The following is a 26,437-nucleotide window of genomic DNA, read 5'->3' as shown; positions in this document are numbered from 1 at the left end:
TTGATAATTTTGTATTTTTATTCAATTGAAAAATGTATTTTGGCAACAAAAACCCTAGTTTATACAGAAAGAAATTTATATCAAACAGCAAGCACTGCTTAGATTTTATGGTTAACGAATATGTGCTTTAAATGTGTGTAGACGCACATATTCGTTAACCTATTTTCTATACAGATTTTTTTATTTCATATTAATTGCTTCTTTAAGTCTTGCATTGGCAATTACTATGATTTTTCGCATTAGAGCTGTTATAGCTACCATCTTCTTTTTACCTCTACCAATAAGATCAGAATAAAAAGCACCAAGTGCAGATTTAGATCTTGCAGCAGCCATAGCAGCTGTGAAAAGCTTTGCACGAACATTGCTTCTACCACCTGTTATCCTTCGGTAACCAATAGTTTTACCGCTTTCTTTTGGATGTGGAGCAACTCCAGCAAGACTTGCAACTTCTTTTTTGTTTAGGTGGCCAAGTTCTGGCATTAGACACACAAAAACTTGTGATAACTTGAGACCTATTCCTGGCACTGTTCTCAAGATCTTTTGACGCTTTTGTAACTCTGGATTTTTATCAATAATTCTTTGTATGGCATCGTTGAACTCATTTATCTGACTGGTAAAAAAGTCTATTGTTTTTTGGCAACTTTCCTTTATATAGTCGTTTTCAGGTGCTGCAAGCCTACATTTCTCTTGAGTTCTCATTTGTGTAATGTCATCACGACGTTGACAGAGTGCAACTAAGGCGGTTTGTTCTTTTGACATAGGCACAAATAGAGATAGAGCACTATAGCGTTCAAAACCATATTGAGCAAGGGCTCTTGCATCTGATTGATCTGTCTTTGCTAAAGTTCCATGTGATATGATAAAACTTTTTACTTTACGAGTATTAGCTCGATGTACAGCAACATTCTTATCAACAAGAAAATGTGCTAAGCCAAGCTCATATTTTCCAGTGTTTTCTAAAGTTACTAGAGAATTAGGTAGGATATCTGAAAATTTTTGAAACAACTGTTGCCAACCAGTAGCATCATTGTCAAACTTGATAGCGCTCCTTTGGTTATAAGCTGCAGCAACATTTTTAAATTTTCCGATATCAATGCCAATGAAATTTTGATAAGATGTAATCATAATAAATAACCTCGATAGTTTAATTAATTTAAGATTGTAAACGGGTGCATACATATGTCCCATGCAACTATTCAAACGTATCGAGAGATGGGGCTAGTTTACCTTGATGGCTACGGTTGTAATACCAACTTTCATTCGGTCGCACACGCCCGTGATAGCCCTATTCCTATAGTGAGTAGGGTTATCTTTCCCTCTTATCTCTTTTATATCACATTTTTAACTTACAAGCTTTCATATGCTTCTTTCACTTTACTATGCGAAGTTAATGCATCAAAAAACTCAGGGCTTACCAAGGCATGAATTCCAGTCATATATTCACCACTTAAGTTGTCCTCAACATGCCGCAATACTTCCAGACACTTACGCTTAACATCGGTTGTTGCTGTTCCTAGGGCAAAATTTACTACTTTTGGTGTGATTTCAAATTCGTTGTACAGATTTAATAGCTCTGACCCATCTGCGTCCAGAATAATCCCTTTCAGCGCTCCCATCCGCAAATGTTCCAACGTTATTGCATGTTTGTTCCTCATTAGCTGTAAATGATCGGTTATTACATCTGCCAGCGCTTTCAGTTCACTCTCTGATCCAAATGCTCTTATTCCTTGCACTTCTTCTGGCAGTACTACATCATCATGAGGAATATGTGGAATCGTAAATGTTCTTACCTTTCTTTTGCCACGTTTTCCTACTGTTGCTGGTGCTCCGGGAACTTGTGTTGGCAATAGGCTTAAAACTCCATTATGTTCTTCTATGGTAATATGTCTAAATCTTACTGACCTACTTGGAAATAAATTTAAATTTTCAACACGTCCATAATTTATCGGCAATATATTCATCGCATTTGTTAGCGCCGTCATGCTAAATGCTGTATTTGTAAATGGATTTTGCATTCTTTCTTTTCCACCTTATATATGTTTTAATAGTTTTTTAAACTCCCTTGCGGATAATGATCCCTTGTGCTTCAAGTTGCTTTATTGCTGCAGCTTTCTGCTCTTCAGTGATATTTGCTGGCCATACAACTGCATGATCTGCTAGCATTGCACCGCGAGCAATAATTACTCCTTTACTATTTTCCTTTGCGTTTACATCGCTTGCTATCACTCCTATCGCCGTTTGTGTACCATCTGTGGCAGTTGGATTGATTATCCTAATCATGTTGTCTTTATCACGACTAACAACTGTTCCTAGCTTCAGATTTTGCCCCTTGGCTACTGTTATCTGATCTCTTGAATATAGACTTGATGCTTCATACTTTAATAGGTCACCAAGGTTATTTTGTTCAGTTATACTTGTCATACCTTTTTCTCTCCTTTTTTTATTTTTTTACCGCCGCGTTTACAATTGCTATACACCGCGGTTATTACCTTATAATTAGCCATTATGGCGCATTTTGAACACTTGTTTACCACAGAGCACTATATACGGCGGTTATAAAATTTAAATGCACCGACTTTTCGCTACCTGCATCATCAACTCTTCCGGAGAATTCTGTGGTATTGCACTCAGTATCTCTGTCTTTTTCGTTCGCTCTGCAAGTAACTCCATTAAAACTTCCCTTGCTTGCTCAATACTTACGCCCTGTTCAATAAATTCTCCTATCTTTTCTGGCATCTTTGATACATTACATAATCTTATTATCTCTAAAATTTCTCTACGACAGTTCTCGTAGCCTTCCTCAGTTAACTCATTAGTTGTCATACTAATACCAATTCCCGCTATACAAGCAACGAATAGACAATAATGGAAAAAAAGCCATACTGGAGTAAGTAAAATAGCGAGGTTTAGATGGCATTAAGATCAAAATTATTGGATGAAAAAGTGGTGGAATCAGCAAAAGAGATGCTGAAGAAAGTAAGAAATAATGCGTATGTTGCAAAAAAACTAAATGCTGTAATTGCAGCAAAAAAGCACAGTATAACAGCTGTAGCAAAAATATGTTGCATTTCGAGAAAGGCAATTACTACATGGATAAAGCACATAAAATTTGGAAGAGAAGAAAAATTATTTTCTCCACCTCAACGCCGTAGAAAAACTATATTGAACCAAAGTCAACTTGAACAAATTGAGGTGTGGATAGAGGAAAACCCCAATATTACTATTAGAGAAATGAGAATAAGAATCCAAGAAAGATTTGGTTTGAATATCAGCAAATCCACAATACATCGTAATATGCAAAGAATGAAATTCTCATATATCACACCAAGACCAGTTCATAGTGGACAGGATAAAAATAAGCAAGAGGAGTTTAAAAAAAAACCTCAATGAAACTATTGTCATGCATTCTGAAAAAGAGCTATTTTTCTTCGATGAATCACGGTTTGGTACACATTCAAAAGTTGGACATGGGTGGTTTAAAAAAGGCAGTAGGACACAGGTTAAGGTAAAATTAGGTAGGGAAAATTTTTATCTCTATAGTGCAGTTAATCCCAGAAATGGAGAGAATTTTAGCTTATTTGCACCAAACGTCAACACTGCTTGTATAAATATATTCCTTGAACAGATGTCGCAATATTTAGGAATACGAAAGGCTTTTCTCGTGATGGATTGCGCTAGTTGGCATAAGTCAAAAAGTTTAAAGATACCTAAAAATATCGAAATTATATACCTACCACCATACTCACCTGACCTCAATCCTGTTGAGAGGTTTTGGTTATATATAAAACAGAACATTTTGCGCAATAAAATCTACGATACAATTGTTCTGCTTGAGAGCGCTTTGTGTAATTTTATTACCTCTCTTTCCCCTTCCACGGTTAAACAACTCTGCAATGCTTCTTATTTGGTTCATTAATAATGAGAGTTGGTATAACACTCCTACTTTTATGATTATTGATAAATTCAAAAAATGTTGTAACTCCATCTGCAAGACCTATTTCTACTGCTTTCTCGCCAAAATATAGACCTGCTTCTGTTGATCGAATCTTTTCAATTGAAAGACCTCTGTTCCTTGCTATTAGCTGCAAAAACATTTCATATAGTCGGTCTACTTCTTTTTGTAAGCTTCCCAGACTTTCAGACGTCATTGACTCATGTGGGTTTAAATCATTCTTTCGACTACCAGCAAAGATTGTGGTGTACTTAATACCTTGCTTTTCATCAAACCTACTTTGATCTATATGACTTGCTATTACTCCTATACTCCCAATTCCTGAAGTGCGGGTGAGAAAAATCTTTTCAGCGCTAGAAGCTATAGCATATGCAGCAGAATATGCATCATCATTTGCTATTGCTATTATCCTCTTTTTTCCTCTTGCACTATAGATAAAATCAGCTAAGTCAAATACTCCATTTACTTCTCCTCCTGGACTGTCTATGTCAAGTAGAATCGTCTCTATGCTTTTATCTTCTAAGAGCCTGTTCATAATCTTTTGAGGAGCAAGGCAGTAAAAGCTAGAACGACCATTTGTAGTCTAGTATTGAGTTTACGCTCGCAATTTTTCCATAACCGTCTACACTTTTCCAGCCAAGCAAAAGAACGCTCTACAACCCACCTTTTTGGCAATACAACAAAGGTATGTAATTCACTTCGTTTTATTACTTCAACGGTTGCACCAATAGTCGTTTTTATTTGAGTTGCAAAATTTTCTCCTGTATAACCTGCATCAACTAGTATATTTTGAACTTCGGAAAGATTTTTTCTTGCGTTACAAATCATCTCTACAGCAGCAGTACGATCTCCGATATTAGCTGTAGTAATATAAATTGCATGTGGCAAACCTTGCGTATCTACTGCAATATGACGCTTTATTCCTGAAATTTTCTTGCCGGCATCATAACCTTTTTCTTCAGCAATATCGGTGTTTTTTACACTTTGAGCATCAATGATGCAGAAGCTTGTTTTTGTATTCCGACCACTGTTGAAACGAACCTCTCCAACTAATTTTTTTTAAGACAATTTCTAGAACACTTTCTCTATCTTCATTCGGTTTTTTACTCCATCTCTTGAAGTAATCGTAACAATTGCGCCATTTTGGAAACTCTTTTGGTAGCATTCGCCACTGACAGCCACTTTTTAGCACATAAAGTACACCGCAAAATAACTCATATAAATCCAGTTTTCTTGGTTTTGTTTTTTTTCTACAGGATTCTAGATCTGGTAATATAATCTCAAATCTTTCCCGACTTATATCACTTGGGTATACACTCCTCATATATCCTAACTTATATACATTATCTCTTAGTTTATTCCTTTCTTGAGATCATGTACAGGTTCTAAAGCACTCTCTATCTCTTCATGAATATTTTCATACGAAGTCATGTCTAAAATATGATCAAAAGCTTCTGTTTTTTTTGTCAAAACTCCATAAATACGTATTATTGCTATTCCTTTTGGATTTATATGAAAATGCTTTAAATGGGAACGTTCAAAAAAGTGTGTCAAACCGCATTTTCAATTCAACTCAATTTTTAATCTGCCAGGAAAAAAGATATCAAGTTGAGACATAGTTAAAGCCCAGTTAGGCAAAGCAGTAATCCACTTTTGCTCTACCTTTTTTATAGCACAATATACCTGTTTGTACAAGGCATTTGTACTGGTAAATGAACCTTTAGTTTTAGTAAATTTTCTGATCTGTCTATGCAACCCCTCAATTGGATTGGTGGTGTAAATCATCTTCCTAACTGGCCCAGAATACTTAAAATAACTAGATAAATTTTCCCAATTGTTTTGCCACGATTTTGTAACTAAGGGATATTTTTCACTCCATTTTTCTTCCAGCTCAAGCAAATAATTCTCAGCGATTTCTTTACTTGAAGCACGATATATTTTTTTCAAATCATTCATGAAAACTTTTACATCTTTGCTAGATACATATTTCAGTGAATTCCTTATCTGATGCACTATACATAGCTGTACTTCTGCTTTAGGAAATACACTATTTATAGCTGTAGGAAAGCTTTTTAGTCCATCAATGCAGGCAATTAAAATATCTTCTACTCCTCTTTCTTTGAGGTCATTTAGAACTCCCAACCAGAAGTTAGCTCCCTCACTTTCAGCCAAATAAAAACCTAATACTTCTTTTCTGCCATTTTGATTTATACCCAATATATTATACATGCATTTACTTACGCAATGTCCGTCCTCCTTGACCTTAAAAAACATGCCATCCATGAACACTATTGGATACACTGATTGCAGTGGACGGCTGCGCCATTCATTGATTATTGGTAGCAATTTATCAGTAATACTGGATATCTCTGCTGCTGATATTTTATGGTCATATATTTCCTCAACGTGTGAAGCTATGTCTCTGTATCCCATGCCACTGGCGTATGTACTTAAGACCTTTGCTTCAAGTTCTGGATGTAGGCTCGTTTGCCTTTTTTTGACTATTTGCGGTTCAAAGTTTCCCTCCCTATCTCTTGGTGTTAGCAGCTCAAATGAACCTGCACTCGTGCGTAAAGTTTTTGCATTTCTCCCATTTCTTCGGTTATTTTCTTCACTTTTAGCTGACATGTGGCTTTCTATTTCACCTTCCAGACTTGCCTCTAGCAACCTTTTTATAAACGGTGTTAATGCTCCATCTCTTCCTGTCAATGGTCTTCCTTCTCGTATAGATGACAGGATATTTGTTTCTAATTCTTTATAATCTACCAACCCATTAGTTCTATTTGCTTGACTCATATCAAACCTCCATTTTTTATATCAATTTATTACTTTTTTTTCGGTTTGACACACTTTTTTGAACGTTCCCCTTTTTTATAGCACAATATACCTTTTGTACAAGGCATTTGTATTAGTAAATGAGCCCTTAGTTTTAGTAAATTTCCTAATTTGTCTATGCAATCCCTCAATTGGATTGGTGGTGTAAATCAGCTTCCTAACTGGTCCAGAATACTTAAAATAACCAGACAAATTTTCCCAATTGTTTTGCCATGATTTTGTAACCAAGGGATATTTTTCACTCCATTTTTCCTCCAGCTCAAGCAAATAATTCTCAGCAATCTCTTTACTTGAAGCACGATATATTTTTTTCAAATCATTTATGAAAACTTTTACATCTTTGCTAGATACATACTTCAGTGAATTCCTTATCTGATGCACTATGCATAGCTGTACTTCTGCTTTAGGAAATACACTATTTATAGCGGTAGGAAAGCTTTTTAGCCCATCAATACAGGCAATTAGAATATCTTCTACTCCTCTTTCTTTGAGGTCATTTAGTACTCCCAACCAGAAGTTAGCTCCTTCACTTTCAGCCAAATAAAAACCTAATACTTCTTTTCTGCCATTTTGATTTATGCCCAATATATTATACATACATTTACTTATGCAATGTCCGTCCTCCTTGACCTTAAAAAACATGCCATCCATAAATACTATTGGATACACTGATTGCAGTGGGCGGCTGCGCCATTCATTGATTACTGGTAGCAGTTTATCGGTAATACTAGATATCTCTGCTGCTGATATTTTGTGGTCATATATTTCCTCAACATGTGAAGCTATATCTCTGTATCCCATGCCACTGGCATATGTGCTTAAGACCTTTGCTTCAAGTTCTGGATGTAGGCTTGTTTGCCTTTTTTTGACTATTTGTGGTTCAAAGCTTCCCTCCCTATCTCTTGGTGTTATACCAACTCTCATTATTAATGAACCAAATAAGAAGCATTGCAGAGTTGTTTAACCGTGGAAGGGGAAAGAGAGGTAATAAATTTATACAAAGCGCTCTCAAGCAGAACAATTGTATCGTAGATTTTATTGCGCAAAATGTTCTGTTTTATATATAACCAAAACCTCTCAACAGGATTGAGGTCAGGTGAGTATGGTGGTAGGTATATAATTTCGATATTTTTAGGTATCTTTAAACTTTTTGACTTATGCCAACTAGCGCAATCCATCACGAGAAAAGCCTTTCGTATTCCTAAATATTGCGACATCTGTTCAAGGAATATATTTATACAAGCAGTGTTGACGTTTGGTGCAAATAAGCTAAAATTCTCTCCATTTCTGGGATTAACTGCACTATAGAGATAAAAATTTTCCCTACCTAATTTTACCTTAACCTGTGTCCTGCTGCCTTTTTTAAACCACCCATGTCCAACTTTTGAATATGTACCAAACCGTGATTCATCGAAGAAAAATAGCTCTTTTTCAGAATGCATGACAATAGTTTCATTGAGGTTTTTTTTTAAACTCCTCTTGCTTATTTTTATCCTGTCCACTATGAACTGGTCTTGGTGTGATATATGAGAATTTCATTCTTTGCATATTACGATGTATTGTGGATTTGCTGATATTCAAACCAAATCTTTCTTGGATTCTTATTCTCATTTCTCTAATAGTAATATTGGGGTTTTCCTCTATCCACACCTCAATTTGTTCAAGTTGACTTTGGTTCAATATAGTTTTTCTACGGCGTTGAGGTGGAGAAAATAATTTTTCTTCTCTTCCAAATTTTATGTGCTTTATCCATGTAGTAATTGCCTTTCTCGAAATGCAACATATTTTTGCTACAGCTGTTATACTGTGCTTTTTTGCTGCAATTACAGCATTTAGTTTTTTTGCAACATACGCATTATTTCTTACTTTCTTCAGCATCTCTTTTGCTGATTCCACCACTTTTTCATCCAATAATTTTGATCTTAATGCCATCTAAACCTCGCTATTTTACTTACTCCAGTATGGCTTTTTTTCCATTATTGTCTATTCGTTGCTTGTATAGCGGGAATTGGTATTAGCAGCTCAAATGAGCCTGCACTCGTGCGTAAAGTTTTTGCGTTTCTCCCATTTCTTCGGTTATTTTCTTCACTTTCAGCTGACATGTAGCTTTCTATTTCACCTTCCAGACTTGCCTCTAGCAACCTTTTTATAAACGGTGTTAATGCTCCATCTCTTCCTGTCAATGGTCTTCCTTCTCGTATAGATGACAGGATATTTGTTTCTAATTCTTTATAATCTACCAAACCAGTAGTTCTATTTGCTTGACTCATATCAAACCTCCATTTTTTATATCAATTTATTACTTTTTTTTCGGTTTGACACACTTTTTTGAACGTTCCCCTACTGTAGGTTTGTTCCCACCTACTACAGATTTAATCCCATCAATTATAGATAGTTTCATTCCATCTATTGCAGACTTAACTTCATTTTCTATATGATTTTTCTCATTTATCGTAGCTTTAACCCCATCTGCGATAAGTTGCCTAATCATATTTACTGTAAGCTTTTCTTCATCTACTTTGTCATTAACTTCAGGTTTAAGCTCATCCATTATAAGTCTCAGCTCCTTCATAAATTCTTCCACCCCATCAACTGTAGGCTTTTCTTCATCTACTTTGTCATTAACTTTAGGTTTAAGCTCATCCACTATAATTCTCAGCTCCTTCATAAATTCTTCCATCTCATTATCTGTAGGCTTTTCTTCATCTACTTTGTCATTAACTTTAGGTTTAAGCTTATCCGTTATAAGTTCTATTGCATCTTTTACAAGGATTCTAATCTCATCAATACAATCAACCTCAGTAACTTTAGTGTCTTCACCAACTTTAGTGTCTTCACCAACTTTAGTTTCTATGGTTTCTTTGGTTTCTTTAGTTTCTTTTTCATCCTCTAAAGTTGAGATCTTATCTAGAATCTTTTTAACGGTTTCATCTTCTTGATCTTTCTTAATTTGCTCTTTATCAATCCTCTTTAATAAAGAGGTAAGCTTATTACTTATCTCGGAAACCTGAGAATCTGTGACCTTTCCGTCGCTTTCAACGAGTAAACCTTCTATCTCTTTAATTAGAGACTCAGCAAATGAAGCATTAACACTATCACTTTCGCCAATTTTTGACTTTATCAAAACTTGAATCTCATTAATTATCTCCCTAACCTTTTGCTGGTTCAAAGATTTATTTTCATCATTATCTACAACTTCCTTAGTAACTTTAGTTTCCTTAGTAACTTCAATTTCCTTAGTAACTTCAATTTCCTTAGTAACTTGAGAGCTACTTTCACTGGATTGGTCACCAAAATAAGGTGTATTAGTATATGTATTTTTAGTCATAAGAACCTCCTTAGGTTATTATATAAAATTAAATAAAATAAAAAAACTTACTATAAACTGGACAGTCTGCCATATCTTTAAGTAAGCTTATTGGAACATGATTCAATAATCCTCTAATAGAGAAAACCAAATCCATCATGATAATTATTATGCAAACCAAAATGATTATGATATAAATCAAATTGGCCATGGTGTAAATTAGGTGCATGTGCAAGCATATGAGACTCCATATGAGAGAATGCTGGTGCTTTAAACGCATAAGAAGTCATATGCTGTTTTAGTAAAGCATTACGAATATGAATCATAATAATTCTCTAAAAATATTATAGAACTATTATAGGTCAAAGTAATTAAAGATTTCATAATTTGATTGCCAAATCTAGCATGCTAACAACATTACGATTTAAATTTCTACCTTATCTTCACCAATTTTGCATACAGTCCATCTTTACTCATTAGAGAATCATGAGTTCCTACTTCTTCTACTCCTCCATGATTAATCACTATAATCTTGTCAGTTTTGAGTGCAGTTGATAGCCTGTGCGTAATTATAATTGTTGTTCTGTTTTGCATTAACTTGCTCAGTGCTTTTTGCACTAGGTTCTCACTTTTATAATCAAGAGCTGAAGTTGCTTCATCAAGTATTAAAACCTGAGGATTTTTGAGTATTGCTCTTGCTATTATGATGCGTTGTTTTTGCCCTTCAGAAAGTTTCAGTCCTCTTTTTCCTACAAATGTATCAAATTTATCCGGTAGCTTGTCAATAAATTCCATTGCATAAGCACTGATAGCTGCTTGCTTTACTTCCTCATATTCAGCACCAGGTTTGCCATATAGTATATTTTCCATTATTGAGCAGGAAAATATCATGTGATCTTGTGGCACTAAGCCAAACAACGATCTGAGGTCACTTAGTGCAATTGACTTAATATTGTGCCCATCGATAGTAATGCTGCCTTCACTTGGATCATGAAAACGGAGTAGAAGCTTTAAAATAGTGCTCTTACCACTGCCAGATGGTCCAACAATTGATACTGATTGACTCACCCCTACAGAGAATGATACATCATTCAGTGCCGGCTTGTCAAGATAAAAAAATGTTACGCTGTTAAAAGCAATTTCTTTTTGAACACTATTGATCCTGATAGGATTATCACTATCTAATGTAGAGCTTTTCGTGTTCATAAATTCAAATAAACGCTCTACAACTCCAAGACCTCGTTGCAAATCACTGATGTTGTCGCTCAAATTGTTTACAGCCCCCGCAGCAAGCGCTGAATAAAACACAAATGAGGATAGTTCTCCAATGGTCATATTATTACTTAAGACTTCTTTTATTCCAAAAAAAAGCAAAACAACTAGCGAACCTATCACACACGTGATAACTAGAGTTACTAAAATAGCACGCAGGAGTACTAATTTTACGTATGATTTTGATACTGAATTTAGATGTTTCTGAAAATGGATTTTTTCATTTTCTTCGAGTACAAACGATTTGATAGTTACTATAGATCTAAAATTTTCCTCACTAAATGATGCAAGCTTACTTAATTTATCCTGAGCGAAGCGTGCATAATTGCGAACTTTTTTTCCAAGTGAAGTCATGATAATGAGCAGTATGGGTATTATTGCAACTGCATATGCGGTTAGGTGCAGATTTGTATATAACAGCATTGCAACACTACCAGTCAGTACCACTGAATTCCTCAATATTGTCAATAAGCTGCTGTTTATTATCGATTGCAATGCAGAGGTATCAGTAATAAGTGCTGAGATAACATCTTGCACACCTGTATTCTCAAAGAAACTTGGTTGTAAATCAGTAATACTGCTATATAAGTCATATCTGATTCTTGCGATAACTTTTTCGCTGCCAATGCCAATGAAATATAACCGAATAAATGCAGTGAAAGAAATGCCTAAAACTATCAGTATTGCAACTACGAGCTTGGTAGTAAAGTTATGCTCTGCGCCAGAATCAATTATGTTGCTTAAGCCCCTACCAAAAAGAAGAATCGTTAAAGCTGAAAATAGAACTGCAATAAAAGCTACGGTAAAATAATGTAGACTAGGTTTTATATAGTAAAATAACTGCTTAATGTTAGATCGCATTTTATAAGTATATAGATTTTAGTTTCAGGAAAAAGTTACAGCATTAGTCTACAGTGTACTTCCTGAGAGTAATGTGTTCAAGAAACTTTAGCTTCTGAAAGAAAAACGCTGCGAAATTACAGAAAGTTAGCAAAAGAACTACTGAATAGACCAGAGTTTATTTTGTTCCAATGTGTAACGCCACTATTCCATAGCTCATATTGTGAAACTCAACATTCTTAAAGCCTACCTCTTCAATTTCCATTTTAAAGTTAGTCTGAGTTGGAAATTCTCTGATGCTTTTCACTAAATATTCATAAGAAACCTTATCTTTAGCAACTATGCTACCAATTTTAGGAATTACTTTAAATGAGTATAAGTCATAAAATTTGGTGAATATCTCATTTTGATAATGCATAGGAGCAAACTCCAAGCAAATAAATTTCCCATCTGGCTTCAATATCCTATATGCTTCACTTAAAGCCTTCTTGCGGTCAGAAAAGTTTCGAATACCAAAAGCTATTGTGCAATAATCAAATTCAGAATCTTCAAATGGTAAATTCTCTGCATTTGCACACACCCAATTGAAATTGAGCTGATTTGAATTTATAGCTTTATCATGCCCTTTGTCCAGCATGTTTTGATTTATATCACATACTGTAACTTGAGCAGTTGGTTCCCCTCTTGCTATTCTTATAGCTATATCTCCGGTTCCTCCAGCAATATCCAAAACCTTGGAGTTCTTTTTAAAATACACACTACTTACCATCTTCTCTTTCCATAGCCTGTGCATTCCAAGGCTCATTATATCATTCATGATGTCGTAGCGATTTGCTACAGAATCGAAAACCTCTTTAACTAGTTGTGATTTATCCATATTTTATATAGAGATTGCTTACATAATTATTTTAAACTTTAGCAGTTAAATTAATATACTAATGAGAAAAATATACTACAATTAAACATATTTAATCCAGTAAATCATTAGTGTCGACAGCTTTTTCACAAAATATCATCTCTCTTATTATGATATTATCTGTAGCAGTTGTTGATATGGCAACAGACTTATACTCAGTTGCATTGCCAAGTATTGCCAACTATTTTAAGGTGAAAGGTAATATAGCGCAGCTTACGATCAGTTTAAATTTAGTAGGAGTTGCAATATCTGGATTAGTTTATGGCCCACTTTCAGACTATTATGGTAGGCGCATAATAATGCTGATTGGTATGACAATTTTTACTTTGGCAAGTATTGTATGTTGCATAGCTGATAATATTATACTTTTAATATTAATCCGGTTTATACAAGGAGCTGGAGCTGGTGTTGCAGGCGTTGTCGGATATGCAGCAATCAGGGATATGTACTCAGGTAGTGAATACTCGAGAGTAATTTCAAAGTTAAATATGGTAGTAGCGCTTTCACCTGGAATAGCTCCAGTGGTAGGCAGTTATATAATTTCACATGGTTATAGTTGGAAATTTTTGTTTCTTATTATATCAATTGCGGCAATTGTTATGCTCATTTTTATTTACTTGAAGCTTCAAGAAACGCTGGCTGTAAATAAAAGTAAAGCCAGCATTAACATCTTCAAGCAGTATATATCAATATTCAGGAATTATCGTTTTCTTGGGTTTTCAGCCATTCATGGACTAACTTTCATGTGGCTTTGGGCATACATTGCTAACTATCCGTTCATATTTGAATCAATGGGCGTTGAAGTACAATATTTTGGCTATCTCATATCAATCATAGTTATATTTTATATAGTTGGAACTTTAATCAATAGAAGGTATGTACCAAAAATAGGAGTTAGCAAGATGCTAATAATAGGTTTGATATTACCAATAATATCCGATGGTTTACTGGTATATTTTTATTTAATAAACAAGTTGAGCGTACTTATTCTTCAAGTTCTTTGGATTCCAAGCAATATCGGGCTTGCACTCGTAATCAGCAATAACGTGACTTCTGCTTTAGAGACAGTCAAAAGTATAGGACTTGGTAGTGCAGTTCTCTCATTTTGCAATATGATGTTTGGGGCTGTTGGAATATACATAGTAGGAAAATTCTTTTCTTATGGCATTTTACCAAATTTACTATTAACAGTTGTATGTTCTATAATTGCAATTCTTATATATAGTTTACTTAAATACACTGAAAAACACGAAGGATAATCATTATTTCTACAACCCAGAGTTCATGAATTATTAACTACCTTACTATAGTAATGCAATTTTATAGAGAAGTGTTAAATGAATTATTCAATTAGAAATATAGATGCTGCTTTACTTGATGCTGCTAAAAGAGGTGATCTTAATGAAGCAAAGCGCCTAATAATTGAAGAAGCTGATGTTAATACATATGATGGATCTCAAGGTAATTCTCTATATTGGGCTGTTAAAAATAATCATTCTGATATAGCAAAAGTTCTATTAGAACCTGTACATGATCTCAAGAAAGGAATAAACTAAGAGATAATGTATATAAGTTAGGATATATGAGGAGTGTATACCCAAGTGATATAAGTCGGGAAAGATTTGAGATTATATTACCAGATCTAGAATCCTGTAGAAAAAAAACAAAACCAAGAAAACTGGATTTATATGAGTTATTTTGCGGTGTACTTTATGTGCTAAAAAGTGGCTGTCAGTGGCGAATGCTACCAAAAGAGTTTCCAAAATGGCGCAATTGTTACGATTACTTCAAGAGATGGAGTAAAAAACCGAATGAAGATAGAGAAAGTGTTCTAGAAATTGTCTTAAAAAAAATTAGTTGGAGAGGTTCGTTTCAACAGTGGTCGGAATACAAAAACAAGCTTCTGCATCATTGATGCTCAAAGTGTAAAAAACACCGATATTGCTGAAGAAAAAGGTTATGATGCCGGCAAGAAAATTTCAGGAATAAAGCGTCATATTGCAGTAGATACGCAAGGTTTGCCACATGCAATTTATATTACTACAGCTAATATCGGAGATCGTACTGCTGCTGTAGAGATGATTTGTAACGCAAGAAAAAATCTTTCCGAAGTTCAAAATATACTAGTTGATGCAGGTTATACAGGAGAAAATTTTGCAACTCAAATAAAAACGACTATTGGTGCAACCGTTGAAGTAATAAAACGAAGTGAATTACATACCTTTGTTGTATTGCCAAAAGGGTGGGTTGTAGAGCGTTCTTTTGCTTGGCTGGAAAAGTGTAGACGGTTATGGAAAAATTGCGAGCGTAAACTCAATACTAGCCTACAAATGGTCGTTCTAGCTTTTACTGCCTTGCTCCTCAAAAGATTATGAACAGGCTCTTACATTATGCTGCTAAAAATGGTCATATAGACATAGTAAAAATTCTATTAGCAGTAGACGGAATCAATATCAATGTAAAAGACAAGGATGAAAAAACTCCTTTTGATTTAGCTAAAACAGAAGAAATAAAAGCTCTGTTAAAAAAAGCCGCAGAAAAAACTGATGACAGTATAGCATCGAAAGATAATGAAGGAGATCAAAAGGAAGATATTGAACAAGAAGGTAATGCTCAATCAGTGATACAAGTAGAGGAAAAATTACAGGAAATCATTGCAGAAGAAGTCAGTGGTGTACAAATTGAAGATGCTGATAATGGACATTCTATTGACATAGCACTGACAAAAAATGGTGTTAATCCACGAAGTGAATCATCAACAAATGAAGAACAGCCGAGCTCTTTTTTTAGTAGTTTATTTGGTATACTGATTAAACCTTTTTCTTTAATAGGATCATTTTTTGGTGGTTTTTTTTTCATGGTTGTTTGGATCTGATCAAACAACTGGACAAGAATCACTGAGTATTTCAGGAGGAGATGAATCATCAACCAAACCTGACCAAACAACTATGCAAGAATCACCGAGTACCTCAGGAGGAGAGGAGCTAAAAAACTATCAAGAGGGTAATAATAATATTATATAATAGATTTCTTGCATAACTGGAATGCAAAAGTTGATGTCATGAAACCAATTAAATTTACGGAGTATAATGGATTCCAGACTGGAATGACGCTCTTTTGGTGCACAACCTTTGGTGCATTACGCAATGGTTTCCATTCAAGACAATGTCATCCCAGTGCTTGACACTGGGATCCAGAAATTTTGGGTAAAAAGTAATCCTAAGTTTTTATTGATGAGATTACGAAAAGAGTGGATCCCAGTGTCAAGCACTGGGATGACAAGAAAGGGAGCATTGGCTTGCACATTCCCTTCCCCTTAACAGATACCTTGACACATTAAAGTTTCTAGGTTTGAGTAGTGGAATCCGATTCAGTGTGAAAATTAGCAAACTCCTTTTTGAGCTGTAGAATAAAATTTTTTATTTTAATGAAAAAATTGCTTCCGCATACTCAAGATGCCATTATAATGATAATAGAGATATCTAGAGAGCTCAAAATTTATCTCGGTCTGCAGACCTTTTAACCAATTTTTCAATAAAAACTTTAGTGACATCTGTTGTATGTACACTCTGAATTTTTTTTATACAGGAGGATTTTATGTCCAGAATTCCAGATATTTGACCTTTACTTTAGCTAATAACAGGCGCCTGTAGTTTTTAGCATTAGTGTTATTTCTACTTTTTTTTCTTAATGTTTTAACTCAATGCACACCATCATCATTTACTGCTTCTAAATATATCATTGCTAAACACACGCCGCTGTGTATTTCTATAGATAATTCATTGCCTAAACTTCGATTAAAGCAAGAATTCTTTCCTGGAAAAGCAAGGTTACTAAGGTACAGTTCCCATTTTAACCCCTTAGTTGATATTTGAGCTTTCGGTATACCAAGTAAGGATATTTTAGTATTTTTTGATAAAGAAAAAAAATGGGTAGTACCTTTTTGTAAGGTATAACCTACCATGGGAGGTGAAGGTGTGTAAAAGATACTGCCCGTACTTAGAAAAATGTTAATATTCTGTAGTATGTGATCAATTGCTCCTCCAGTAATACCCGTTACTATTGATGGCAATAACTTTACTGTTTTTAAGTGAGCCATTGCTTTAGAAAAGTCGCAATAATCTTGATCAGGTAGATATACTGTATTTAAATTAGCACGTAAATTCGGATTTATACTATCCAAATCTCCTATTACAAGATCAGGTTTTACGCCAATTGATAGAAGCTTATTTGCTCCTCCATCTACAGCAATAACAGGTATATCTTGTTTAAAAAACGATGAATCAGGTATTTCTCCATTTAGTACTACAATAGAACGATATTGTTGCTCTACGCTACAATGTAGCATATGGTTATAAAACGCTCCGTGCAGTTTTTGCATCGTAGTAACATTTTTGAACAATTGATATTATACTGATCACTAATCCAGCAACATTACTGAGTATCACAAAAGTTAAACCCTGACAAATACCATAAATAAGCCAAGATGATGAACAAATAAGATAATTCACCAACATTAGCACCGATACGTCACGAGTAAGTTTTGTGATATATGCTTTATATACTTGAGGCAATAACCCAATAAGAGATGTAATGAACGCGATGAAGCCAAAGCATTCTTCAATATTTATATACATACATTTTCTTACGTTTGTTTTAACAACATCAGGTTCAAAGGGTTGTTATGTACTCTCAGCTTTTTTAGAGCACCCCTAATGCGTGTAATTTATCACATCATTTAGTCCATTAATCAAGAAATTAACAGTGACTTGCATTCATGAAGCCCTATCGGCTTCTATGCTAATTATTATCCAAACTAATAGTCGGCTGTGCATCCTGCTCAGAGATCAGTGCAACCAGGAGATTGTTTATCAATTGAATCTTTTGTTTTCCATCAAATTGTATGCTTTTATTTTTTTCAAAATGAGCTATTACTTCTTCGATAATTCCTATTGCGTTTTGCACTATATGCTTTCTTGCAGAGGTGATAGCATGCGCTTGTTGACGCCTCAGCATTGCTTGTGCAATCTCAGATGAATACGCCAAATGCGATATTCTCGCTTCTGCAATTTCAATTCCAGCGATATCTAATCTTTGTTGTAGCATTGACCGCAATTCATTTGAAATTTTGTCAGAGTTTTTACGCAAAGATTCCTCATTGTTTTCGCTGTCATACGGATAATTGCTTGCCAATTCTCTTATTACTGAGTCACTTTGTACAAAAACAAATTCGTGATAGTTGTTAACATTATAATACGCCTTTGCAGGACTGCTCACTCTCCAAACAATCACTACTGATATCTCTATTGGACTTCCATTTGCATCATTAACTTTAATTTTTTCTGTGTTGATATTCTGAAATTTCAGAGAAACTCTATATTTACTCGAAAACGGAAGCGTTACGCATATTCCAGACTTAAAATAAGTTCCAATATAATGACCAAAAAACTCTATCACTCTTGCTTCATTAGGGTCATTAACGAAAAGTGCCTGAAGAAAAGTCAAAATTGAAACAGCAGCAACTCCAAGTGCAATTGTGCTGTCATACACAAAAAGTACCAATAAAACTAATCCTAGTACTATTAGTACAGGAAAAGCCTGAATTTTACTTAAATTTCTATCACTTATCGTATTTTTATCTGTGCTGTCTTTATCAGATTGCTTTTTCACTTGCATCCTCTCTGCTGATTATTTTATCTACCTTACTTACAAATAATTTAAACTCTCTTAATTCACGATCAGGCAACTTTATCTCATTGCCATGAGCTATCGTAAGCGGATCAATATGTTTACCATTATATATAACTTCATAATGTAAATGAGGTCCTGTTGCAACACCAGTGCTGCCAACATAAGCAATGATTTGTCCCTGCTTTACTTTAGAGCCTAACTTTATATCGCTACTAAATTTGCTTATATGTGCGTAACAAGTTGAATATTTATTGTTGTGCTTTATTTTGATGTAATTCCCATAGCCACCATTCTTTCCTATATATTCTATTACACCTTCTGCAGTGGCGTGTATAGGAGTGCCAAGTTTAGCTGCATAATCTACTCCTTTATGAAAAGCAATTTTACCATGAATGGGATGCTTTCTATTACCAAAATTCGAGGATATACGAAAATCTCCGTTTAAAGGACTTACAAAAATTTCGCTACTCTTCAAGCTTATTCCTTCATTATTAAAATACCTTTCTTTGCCGTCTTGCGATTTATAATGATATAAACTAATAGCTTTCTTGTTTATTGTCAGTGAAGCATATAAAATCTTTTCTTCAGTCTTCTGATTACCGAGCGATCTCTCAAAAAGAACCTCCAATTTACTCTTCGGCACAATGTCTTTTTTAAAATCAACACCAAAATCTTTATATATGTTGATCAATTTTACCACTGTATTTGGCGCCAACCCTTGCTCAATTCCCGTGGCAAAAAAAGAAGATTTTATGGTGCTGGATATGAATAATAATCTTCTATCATGGTTGCTTTCTGTCACCTCAAAATCCTCTCCTGTCATTCCAGTGCTTGACACTGGAATCCAGTCTGTATCATACAATCGCTTGATGTATCCATTTGTAATTGAATTCTCTGGATCCCAGTGTCTAGGCACTGGGATGACATCTTTCTTGGCGCTTATATCACAATGTTCGTACAGTTGTTTGTTTGACACTGGCTCTTTTTTTCTGATTCCGTGCTGAGACGACACTGCAGATGTTTCAGTAGCATATACTGGTAAAATACAAAGTAATAGAAGTATTACCAGCCTCATAGTTTATCAGCAAAAATAAAATTACCTTCAACATACTGCACATCATCATTATCCTCTAGCTCTTCAACTAATGTAGATAATTTATCAATTAATTCTTTGTCGCTAACTTCAATCAGGTCCTTTGGTTGCCATGAAAGACGAGCAAGTTCTGGTTCTCCAAATTTTGTATAGAAAGCATCACGTACTTTACCAAAATCTTTCACTTCACAAGTTATAACATATAATTCTCCCTTGTTATTTTCCTCAACATTCAATACTTCTAATTCAATTCCATAGTTAAATAAATCTTCAAAATTTACACCCTCTGCTTTATAGACAATTAAGCCTACATGATCGAAAAGGTAACTCACACATCCTGTTTCTCCCAAATTACCGCCTTTGAGAGAAAAGATATAACGTATCTCAGAAGCAGTTCGGTTGCGATTATTTGTCAGAGCATGGACAATAAGTGCAGCACCAGAAGGTCCACAGCCTTCATATTGTATTTCTTCATAACTTTCTCCAGCAACGTTACCAGCTGCATTTTTTATTGCTGTTTCTATTTTATCTTTTGGTAGATTTTCCTTTCGCGCAGCAAAGATAGCAGAGCGAAGACGTGGATTGAGTTCGGGATCAGGTAGCCCTTGTTTTGCAGCAACTGTTATTTCCCTAATGAGCTTTGTAAATTTTTGCGAGCGCTTTGCATCCTGAGCACCTTTTCGATGTTTTATATTTGAAAATTGTGAATGACCAGCCATAGTTAAACTATATATATAATTTATATATATATAGAAAATTAAGGTAAATTTTCAACCTTTTATACCTTCTGCTAGCATATTTTCATACTGCTCAGCTTCTAAGTCAAGGCCAAGAGCTAAGTGAGCCGCTACTAAATAATGAATAACTCTAGAAAAATATTTAGAATCTTTATCGCTTGTCATATTTTGAAAACGCTTGATTGCTGCTAAATATTCACCACGCTTTAGGTAAAACTCACCAATAGAATACTCTTTTTTTGATATGTGTTCTGTGATTAATTTTTCTTTTTCTTTGATCTCTTCTATATATTCGCTATTCGGAAAAAGATTAATATATTCAGTAGCTAGCTCTAAAGTTTTATATGCAATTTGTTGCCCAAGCTGCACTTTGTTAATTTGCATATAATAAGATAATACTCTTAAGTAATATACATATGGCAAATCTTCACCATTTGAATAAACGTATATATAATCATCCATATCACTTGCAGCACTGCTGTAATTACCCATATTATAGTAAGAAATTCCAGATAATAATTTTGCTTTCATTGCCCAATAAGATAAAGGATACAAATCCTCTATCTTTTTAAATGCTCTAATAGCTTGTTTATATTTTTTCTGATCATAAAGCTTAACTGCCTCCTCATATAGTTCAGCTTCGGTGTGTTCAAGATCATTCGCATACGACTGCGTAAAGGAGCAAGTCAGAAGAAAAAAGCATATGATTAAAGTCTTATACATAAGATTTTTTTGATCAAAATAAAGTATAGACTAAATATTACCTAAATAAACAAATTTTTGGCATTATCATCGAACGAAAAGCGGCTCTTGGCGAACATTACCTATATTGCTCGCACCACCACCTATTGCAACACCCTTTCCGCTCACTTCTATATTCTCTAGCTTTCTAATATAAGAATGTATGCTCAATCCACTTCCGACCATCAAAAGAGCAATACCTACTAGACCTAAAACAGGCCCAACAGCAGATGATGCTAATGCTACTTCAGAAATCAACATTATCTTCCTGATTAGTAATAAAGAAGAACCAGCAAGCATTAACTTAGCTACAGACATATTGCTTATCTTTTTTTCAGATTTCTCATCAAAGCCTTGCTCTTTTTCTAACTCGTGTTTTGTACTTTTCTTATACTCACGATAGCAGAAAGTAGCACTTGCTACAAAGTAGAATAAACTAGACATTGAAAAAGCTACGTCTCCTATTATTCCTTGCTCCAATGCTTCACCTACTATGCTAGCCACAATAACTAATGTAACTAAAGCAGCATCAGCATAGTTAAAGTAATCATCAACGGTACAAGGAAGGTCTCTCTTTTCTTTTTCTACTGTTTTCCCACTTTCAATATTCTCCAATTCTCGTTCTTTTTGTGCTATTTTTCTATTATTATAAATTAAATATAGCGTGCAAATAAGGGATAAGACTGTGAAAGGTAATATAGTATGGCCTAATGCGCTGCTTATAAGGCCAAGTACTACCTGATCGCTACATGTTTTTTCGAGCTCAATTGCCATCAATAATGCAAATGGAACCATTGTTACCAATGATACACATTTTCTATGTAGCTCTCTTTTTTTTAACGTTAATAACTCTTGTTCTAGATTTTTACTTTTTTCTGCCTCTCTTTCTTTTCTGACTTCTTCATCAACTGTTGGCCAAAAATCCCAAAAAAAATCTTCTATTTTAGCACCTTTCTTACTTTGAGATCTTTTAGAAAAAGACTTAGTATCTGTAATACTAGTCATATGAACTGACCAACTTATAAACTAATACATTATACAAGATTTTAATTAATCAGTCAATATTGTGAAATTATTAACTTTCTTTGTATACTCTTAAGTAATTTAGTCAATCTGTTTGATGCCAGCTAGAACGTAATTATAGCCTGACCACATAGTCATAACAGCTGCAGCCCATAAGCAAATCACACCTGCATATCGAATTTTCTCATAATCACTCATTACTAGCGCTACCACAGCAATCATCTGCAAAAATGTTTTGATTTTTCCAGCCTTGCTCACAGGTAGGCTAACGTTTGTAGCTATTAAGAACTCCCGCAGACCTGAAACTAATATCTCTCTACAAACAATTATAACTGACGGTATGATTGTAACATCATCTATTTTTTGCTTATAAACTAGCATAATTATTGTTGAAACTACTACTAATTTATCGGCAATTGGATCAAATAACTTGCCAAAATTCGATTGGACTTTCCATGCACGAGCTAAATAACCATCAAAAAAATCTGTAATGCACGCAAACATAAAGACCAATATTGTTACTAAGCTTGCATACTTACCTTCTATATAGAAGCTTAGTATTATTGCTGGTATTGCGAGCGCACGAGAAATTGTGAGTAAATTAGGTAGATTTTTTTTAAACATGTATCGCAATTTTAATCCAGCATAACAAACTTATACAGAAGCGAAGTACAACTCACAAGCTAATAGTTGAACATTCATAAAAACTTCATATACTTAGATAATTACTAACGACAAATTCAAAATATAAGAATGAGTAATGATTTAGATAATATTGCAAAACAAGAGGCACTTAAGTATCACAATAGGAATAGTAAACCTGGTAAAGTATCGATCATACCAACAAAACCCTTGTCTACACAGCATGATCTATCACTTGCTTATTCCCCTGGTGTTGCAGTCCCATGCCTTGAAATAGTTAAAAATCCTGAGGCTGTTTATGATTACACGGCAAAAAGCAATTATGTAGCTGTTATTTCAAATGGCACCGCAGTACTGGGACTTGGTAATATTGGTCCTCTTGCTTCAAAGCCTGTCATGGAAGGCAAAGCTGTTTTATTTAAGCGTTTTGCTGACATTGATGCGATAGATATAGAAGTTGACACAGAAAACATAGAAGATTTCATCAATGCAGTAAGGTATCTTGGTCCAAGTTGGGGAGGAATAAATCTAGAAGATATAAGATCCCCCGATTGTTTCATAATAGAGAAACGTCTAAATGAATTGATGGATATTCCGGTTTTTCACGATGATCAACACGGAACTGCAGTGGTTGTTGCAGCTGGTATAGAAAATGCCCTCGATATTGTTGGAAAGAAATTAGGAAATGTAAAGATCATCATGAATGGTGCTGGAGCAGCTGGTATTGCGTGTTTGGAAATACTGAAGTCTATGGGTGCTAAGAACATAGTACTATGTGACAAACAAGGAGTAATACACAAAGACAGAAAAGAGGACATGAATGAGTGGAAGGAAAAGTATGCAGTTGACACTAAAGAACGCTCTCTACTCGATGCCATAAAAGACGCTGATATATTCATTGGACTATCTGCAAAGGATGTGCTCAGCGAAGAGATGTTAAAAAGCATGGGTAAAGACCCAATCATTTTTGCTCTTGCTAACCCTGATCCAGAAGTAAGGCCTGAATTTGCAAAATCTGTAAGGCCAGATGCAATAATTGCAACTGGTAGGTCAGACTATAACAACCAAGTCAATAACGTAATGGGATTTCCTTACATATTCAGAGGAGCACTCGACGTACATGCAACAACAATAAATGATGAAATGAAAATTGCTGCAGCAGATGCAATAGCAAAGCTTGCCCGCGAATCAGTGCCAAGTGAGATATCTGCAGCCTATGGCGGTCGTAAAATGAGCTATGGACGTGAATATATAATACCTACTCCATTTGATCCAAGATTAATTTCTATAGTATCTCCTGCTGTTGCAAAAGCTGCAATTACCTCAGGTGTGGCAAGAAAGGAAATAGAGGACTGGGATAAGTATGAAAGTCAATTAAAATCTCGTCTTGCTAGTGCTCTCAATACTCTCAATTTATTGTCTTCACAATAATCAATTGCATATTTTAGACTTATAATTAAAATAAACTGATGACTATTACAATTCACGAGTTAGAAAAAATTATCAAACAGTCATTTCCTGATGCTGATATAAAGATCAAGGACCTTGCTGGAGATGATGATCACTACCATTTAAAAATAACTTCCAAGTCTTTTTCCAAAAAGACAAAAATAGAACAACACAGAATGGTATATAAGGCTCTTGAAGGTCAGTCTATACATGCATTGCAATTAGAAACTAGCGCTTAAAATTAAGGTGATATTCATGAACAATTTTGAACAAATAAAAAAAGACATAGCAGAAAACGATGTAGTGCTATATATGAAAGGCACCTCTGACTTTCCTCAATGCGGATTCTCTGGGCTCGTCGTGTCAATTCTCAAAAAATTGAATGTAAAGTTTAAATGCATCAACGTACTTGAGAATGATGAAATACGTCAGTCCATAAAAAGTTTTTCTGATTGGCCAACAATCCCACAATTATATATAAAGGGAGAGTTTATTGGTGGCTGTGATATCGCTCGTGAGATGTATGAAAACGGTGAATTACAAAATTTGTTAAAAGAAAAAAAGGTTATTGCAGAGTAAGTTTACACAGCAGAGTGGCAAAATAAAAACATAGTGTCAGTGTCCAGACACTGCCTTATTTTCTGGATTTCAGTGTCAGCTACTTGAATGACACTCTTTTAGTAGCACACACACAACTGTACAAACATTGTCCTCAAAAATGCGAGTAGCTCATTTGGTATTATCCCAGGTGGAATTGAGGAATTTTGAGTTTTTGAAAAGATTCCAGCGTCACGCATTGGAATGACAGATTCAAACTGGAGTTATACCTTATCACCAGGCTTAACAAATAGATGACCCAATGTTATTAATTTTATAGGCTTATTTTCATTATTTGCTACTATCCAAACCCCATCTTCCTCATGGTCAGCAATTTCTATTGGTGCAAATACTACATAATTATTGTCATCAACAATCTTTATTCCAAGAATACCATCGTCACTTAAGCTCAAGGCCGAAGAAGGAATTTTATATGCAAATCTTTCACCTGAAGGGAGGCTTACACTAGCAGTCAGTCCTTGCAAGGATATAATTTCATTATCAGTTACCTTTATCTCTACTCTATAAGATCCAGTTTTAGGCTCAGCAATTTTACTAATAAAACTCACTTCACCTACTAATTCCCTTCCGTCTAGCAAATTAATTTGCGCTGCACTACCCAGTTTTATTTTATTTACTTCATTTTCTGAAACATATAATACCACAAGAATCTGATCAAAATTAACTACGTCAGTTACCTTCTGTCCAGCATTAACAAAATCCCCTTCATTCATATTAATCTTATCTATATAACCATCAATAGGAGATTTAACTGCTGTATTTTCTAAATCTAATTCTAGCCTTTTTAGGTCAGCTTTTGCACTCTGCAATGCAGTAAAAGCTGATTCCACTTTTATTTGTGCTCCATAGCCTTTTTTATTCAATTTTTTAGAGGAATGATACTCAATTTCACGCTGATTTAATAAAGCTTTGGCTTTCTCAACTTGTGCAACTCTGTCATAATCTTCTATCTTTAAAATTACATCGCCTCTCTTTACCTTTTCACCATCAGACAAATAAATAGCAATCACTTGACCACTTGTTCTTGAAACAAGGCTTGCCCTATGCAAGGGATTTACTGTACCAGAAAAATTTAAATATACGGTGCGATTTTGTGGAGTATAATCCTGAGTTTTTACTGAAAAACTACTAATTGGATTATCACTATGAACCGCCTGATCTTTTTTTAAAAATGTACTGTTGATAAAAAACAGTAGAATAAGAGCAATACCGGAAACGATGATTACTTTGTTTCTCATCTTTAAACAATAAAATTTATTGACCAACCTTGTTAGAAACAACTGCATAAAATTTCAAATCAGAATCTAAGTATAATACATCT

Annotated in this window: 26 protein-coding genes, 5 pseudogenes and 1 riboswitch; of the genes and pseudogenes, 8 read left to right on the top strand and 23 right to left on the bottom strand. The window is 34.6% G+C overall.

Features of this window, described 5'->3' with window-relative positions; all coding sequences use genetic code 11:
* Positions 1 to 180: 180 nt before the first annotated feature.
* From ABWU62_RS03960 to ABWU62_RS03945, 4 genes and pseudogenes are all read right to left on the bottom strand, one after another.
* The gene (locus ABWU62_RS03960) at positions 181 to 1,125 is read right to left on the bottom strand and encodes an IS110 family transposase (protein ID WP_265022222.1); all 945 of its coding nucleotides are present in this window, start codon (positions 1,123 to 1,125) and stop codon (positions 181 to 183) included.
* A gap of 230 nt (positions 1,126 to 1,355) precedes the next feature.
* Positions 1,356 to 2,015 (bottom strand): annotated as a pseudogene (locus ABWU62_RS03955) (major capsid protein); the annotation flags it as partial.
* Between the two features lie 37 nt (positions 2,016 to 2,052).
* Positions 2,053 to 2,421 carry a head decoration protein gene (locus tag ABWU62_RS03950; protein ID WP_353287607.1) on the bottom strand — a complete coding sequence of 123 codons (369 nt, stop codon included), beginning with the start codon at positions 2,419 to 2,421 and terminating at the stop codon, positions 2,053 to 2,055.
* Between the two features lie 141 nt (positions 2,422 to 2,562).
* A pseudogene (locus ABWU62_RS03945) lies at positions 2,563 to 2,781 on the bottom strand (S49 family peptidase); the annotation flags it as partial.
* A 129-nt stretch (positions 2,782 to 2,910) separates the two neighbouring features.
* Between ABWU62_RS03945 and ABWU62_RS03940 the strand changes: the two are divergent.
* Positions 2,911 to 3,916, top strand: a protein-coding gene (locus ABWU62_RS03940; RefSeq protein ID WP_353287306.1) for an IS630 family transposase whose coding sequence is annotated in 2 segments (ribosomal slippage) — positions 2,911 to 3,372 and positions 3,374 to 3,916 — 1,005 coding nt in all. Because the reading frame shifts where the segments join, the coding sequence is not laid out codon by codon here.
* A 25-nt stretch (positions 3,917 to 3,941) separates the two neighbouring features.
* Here ABWU62_RS03940 and ABWU62_RS03935 read toward each other — a convergent pair.
* From ABWU62_RS03935 to ubiE, 10 genes and pseudogenes are all read right to left on the bottom strand, one after another.
* Positions 3,942 to 4,475: pseudogene (locus tag ABWU62_RS03935) on the bottom strand (S49 family peptidase); the annotation flags it as partial.
* Between the two features lie 8 nt (positions 4,476 to 4,483).
* Positions 4,484 to 5,276, bottom strand: a protein-coding gene (locus tag ABWU62_RS03930) for an IS5 family transposase (RefSeq protein ID WP_353287093.1) whose coding sequence is annotated in 2 segments (ribosomal slippage) — positions 4,484 to 5,011 and positions 5,013 to 5,276 — 792 coding nt in all. Because the reading frame shifts where the segments join, the coding sequence is not laid out codon by codon here.
* Positions 5,277 to 5,302: 26 nt separating this feature from the next.
* Entirely contained in the window at positions 5,303 to 5,506 is a 204-nt protein-coding gene (locus tag ABWU62_RS08360; RefSeq protein WP_410542188.1) for a hypothetical protein, read from the bottom strand.
* A gap of 9 nt (positions 5,507 to 5,515) precedes the next feature.
* A complete protein-coding gene (locus tag ABWU62_RS03920) occupies positions 5,516 to 6,748 on the bottom strand; it encodes an IS256 family transposase (protein WP_353287494.1) in 1,233 nt (410 codons plus the stop codon).
* 70 nt (positions 6,749 to 6,818) lie between these two features.
* Positions 6,819 to 7,699 (bottom strand): annotated as a pseudogene (locus ABWU62_RS03915) (IS256 family transposase); the annotation flags it as partial.
* Positions 7,700 to 7,713: 14 nt separating this feature from the next.
* A protein-coding gene (locus ABWU62_RS03910) for an IS630 family transposase (protein ID WP_353287606.1) occupies positions 7,714 to 8,719 on the bottom strand; the annotation gives its coding sequence in 2 pieces (ribosomal slippage) (positions 7,714 to 8,256 and positions 8,258 to 8,719; 1,005 coding nt in all).
* A 77-nt stretch (positions 8,720 to 8,796) separates the two neighbouring features.
* Positions 8,797 to 9,057 (bottom strand): annotated as a pseudogene (locus ABWU62_RS03905) (transposase); the annotation flags it as partial.
* A gap of 29 nt (positions 9,058 to 9,086) precedes the next feature.
* Positions 9,087 to 10,115, bottom strand: coding sequence for a hypothetical protein (locus ABWU62_RS03900; RefSeq protein WP_353287604.1), 1,029 nt, complete (start codon positions 10,113 to 10,115; stop codon positions 9,087 to 9,089).
* A 411-nt stretch (positions 10,116 to 10,526) separates the two neighbouring features.
* Complete coding sequence (locus ABWU62_RS03895; protein WP_353287603.1) at positions 10,527 to 12,227, bottom strand: ABC transporter ATP-binding protein; 1,701 nt, start codon at positions 12,225 to 12,227, stop codon at positions 10,527 to 10,529.
* 157 nt (positions 12,228 to 12,384) lie between these two features.
* Complete coding sequence (gene ubiE, locus ABWU62_RS03890) at positions 12,385 to 13,083, bottom strand: bifunctional demethylmenaquinone methyltransferase/2-methoxy-6-polyprenyl-1,4-benzoquinol methylase UbiE (RefSeq protein WP_353287602.1); 699 nt, start codon at positions 13,081 to 13,083, stop codon at positions 12,385 to 12,387.
* Positions 13,084 to 13,232: 149 nt separating this feature from the next.
* Here ubiE and ABWU62_RS03885 point away from each other — a divergent pair, with 149 nt between their 5' ends.
* From ABWU62_RS03885 to ABWU62_RS03870, 4 genes are all read left to right on the top strand, one after another.
* Entirely contained in the window at positions 13,233 to 14,381 is a 1,149-nt protein-coding gene (locus ABWU62_RS03885) for a Bcr/CflA family efflux MFS transporter (RefSeq protein WP_353287601.1), read from the top strand.
* Positions 14,382 to 14,459: 78 nt separating this feature from the next.
* Positions 14,460 to 14,678, top strand: a complete 219-nt coding sequence (locus ABWU62_RS03880) for an ankyrin repeat domain-containing protein (protein ID WP_353287600.1) — start codon at positions 14,460 to 14,462, stop codon at positions 14,676 to 14,678.
* A gap of 26 nt (positions 14,679 to 14,704) precedes the next feature.
* Positions 14,705 to 15,497 (top strand): IS5 family transposase gene (locus tag ABWU62_RS03875; protein WP_353287599.1). Its coding sequence is split into 2 segments (ribosomal slippage): positions 14,705 to 14,968 and positions 14,970 to 15,497, totalling 792 coding nucleotides; the frame shifts between segments, so codons are not numbered across the junction.
* The gene (locus ABWU62_RS03870) at positions 15,494 to 15,997 is read left to right on the top strand and encodes an ankyrin repeat domain-containing protein (protein WP_353287598.1); all 504 of its coding nucleotides are present in this window, start codon (positions 15,494 to 15,496) and stop codon (positions 15,995 to 15,997) included. The genes ABWU62_RS03875 and ABWU62_RS03870 overlap by 4 nt, the downstream gene beginning before the upstream one ends.
* An 825-nt stretch (positions 15,998 to 16,822) precedes the next feature.
* On the opposite strand, the gene ABWU62_RS03865 is transcribed toward ABWU62_RS03870, so the two are convergent.
* From ABWU62_RS03865 to pgsA, 8 genes are all read right to left on the bottom strand, one after another.
* On the bottom strand, positions 16,823 to 17,503 hold the full coding sequence (locus ABWU62_RS03865; RefSeq protein ID WP_353287597.1) for a thiamine diphosphokinase: 681 nt from the start codon (positions 17,501 to 17,503) through the stop codon (positions 16,823 to 16,825).
* Positions 17,475 to 17,759 carry a SemiSWEET family sugar transporter gene (locus tag ABWU62_RS03860; protein WP_353287596.1) on the bottom strand — a complete coding sequence of 95 codons (285 nt, stop codon included), beginning with the start codon at positions 17,757 to 17,759 and terminating at the stop codon, positions 17,475 to 17,477. The genes ABWU62_RS03865 and ABWU62_RS03860 overlap by 29 nt, the downstream gene beginning before the upstream one ends.
* Positions 17,748 to 17,846, bottom strand: a riboswitch (TPP riboswitch). (Overlaps the previous gene by 12 nt.)
* 76 nt (positions 17,847 to 17,922) lie before the next feature.
* Positions 17,923 to 18,792 (bottom strand): SPFH domain-containing protein, encoded by an 870-nt coding sequence (locus ABWU62_RS03855; RefSeq protein ID WP_353287595.1) that lies wholly within the window; start codon positions 18,790 to 18,792, stop codon positions 17,923 to 17,925.
* Entirely contained in the window at positions 18,776 to 19,636 is an 861-nt protein-coding gene (locus ABWU62_RS03850; protein ID WP_410542196.1) for a peptidoglycan DD-metalloendopeptidase family protein, read from the bottom strand. Before ABWU62_RS03850 ends, ABWU62_RS03855 begins: the two co-directional genes overlap by 17 nt.
* A gap of 248 nt (positions 19,637 to 19,884) precedes the next feature.
* Positions 19,885 to 20,625, bottom strand: coding sequence for a YebC/PmpR family DNA-binding transcriptional regulator (locus ABWU62_RS03845; protein ID WP_353287593.1), 741 nt, complete (start codon positions 20,623 to 20,625; stop codon positions 19,885 to 19,887).
* A 51-nt stretch (positions 20,626 to 20,676) separates the two neighbouring features.
* Entirely contained in the window at positions 20,677 to 21,366 is a 690-nt protein-coding gene (gene bamD / locus ABWU62_RS03840) for an outer membrane protein assembly factor BamD (protein ID WP_353287592.1), read from the bottom strand.
* A 66-nt stretch (positions 21,367 to 21,432) separates the two neighbouring features.
* Positions 21,433 to 22,389 (bottom strand): hypothetical protein, encoded by a 957-nt coding sequence (locus ABWU62_RS03835; protein WP_353287591.1) that lies wholly within the window; start codon positions 22,387 to 22,389, stop codon positions 21,433 to 21,435.
* 99 nt (positions 22,390 to 22,488) lie between these two features.
* Entirely contained in the window at positions 22,489 to 23,031 is a 543-nt protein-coding gene (pgsA, locus tag ABWU62_RS03830; protein ID WP_353287590.1) for a CDP-diacylglycerol--glycerol-3-phosphate 3-phosphatidyltransferase, read from the bottom strand.
* Positions 23,032 to 23,160: 129 nt separating this feature from the next.
* On the opposite strand from pgsA, the gene ABWU62_RS03825 reads away from it, so the two are divergent.
* The 3 genes from ABWU62_RS03825 to grxD are packed head-to-tail and all read left to right on the top strand — an operon-like array spanning position 23,161 to position 25,077.
* Positions 23,161 to 24,480, top strand: coding sequence for a malic enzyme-like NAD(P)-binding protein (locus ABWU62_RS03825; protein WP_353287589.1), 1,320 nt, complete (start codon positions 23,161 to 23,163; stop codon positions 24,478 to 24,480).
* A gap of 38 nt (positions 24,481 to 24,518) precedes the next feature.
* On the top strand, positions 24,519 to 24,737 hold the full coding sequence (locus ABWU62_RS03820; RefSeq protein WP_353287588.1) for a BolA/IbaG family iron-sulfur metabolism protein: 219 nt from the start codon (positions 24,519 to 24,521) through the stop codon (positions 24,735 to 24,737).
* A gap of 16 nt (positions 24,738 to 24,753) precedes the next feature.
* The gene (gene grxD / locus ABWU62_RS03815) at positions 24,754 to 25,077 is read left to right on the top strand and encodes a Grx4 family monothiol glutaredoxin (RefSeq protein WP_353287587.1); all 324 of its coding nucleotides are present in this window, start codon (positions 24,754 to 24,756) and stop codon (positions 25,075 to 25,077) included.
* Positions 25,078 to 25,319: 242 nt separating this feature from the next.
* Here the strand turns inward: grxD and ABWU62_RS03810 are convergent, their stop codons facing one another.
* The gene (locus ABWU62_RS03810) at positions 25,320 to 26,354 is read right to left on the bottom strand and encodes an efflux RND transporter periplasmic adaptor subunit (protein ID WP_353287586.1); all 1,035 of its coding nucleotides are present in this window, start codon (positions 26,352 to 26,354) and stop codon (positions 25,320 to 25,322) included.
* Between the last annotated feature and the right edge of the window lie 83 nt (positions 26,355 to 26,437).

The sequence above is a fragment of the Wolbachia endosymbiont (group B) of Gerris lacustris genome (assembly GCF_964028355.1).
Lineage (GTDB): Bacteria > Pseudomonadota > Alphaproteobacteria > Rickettsiales > Anaplasmataceae > Wolbachia.
Note: the sequence above shows the minus strand (reverse complement) of the source record. Positions and strands in the feature narration are given on the sequence as shown.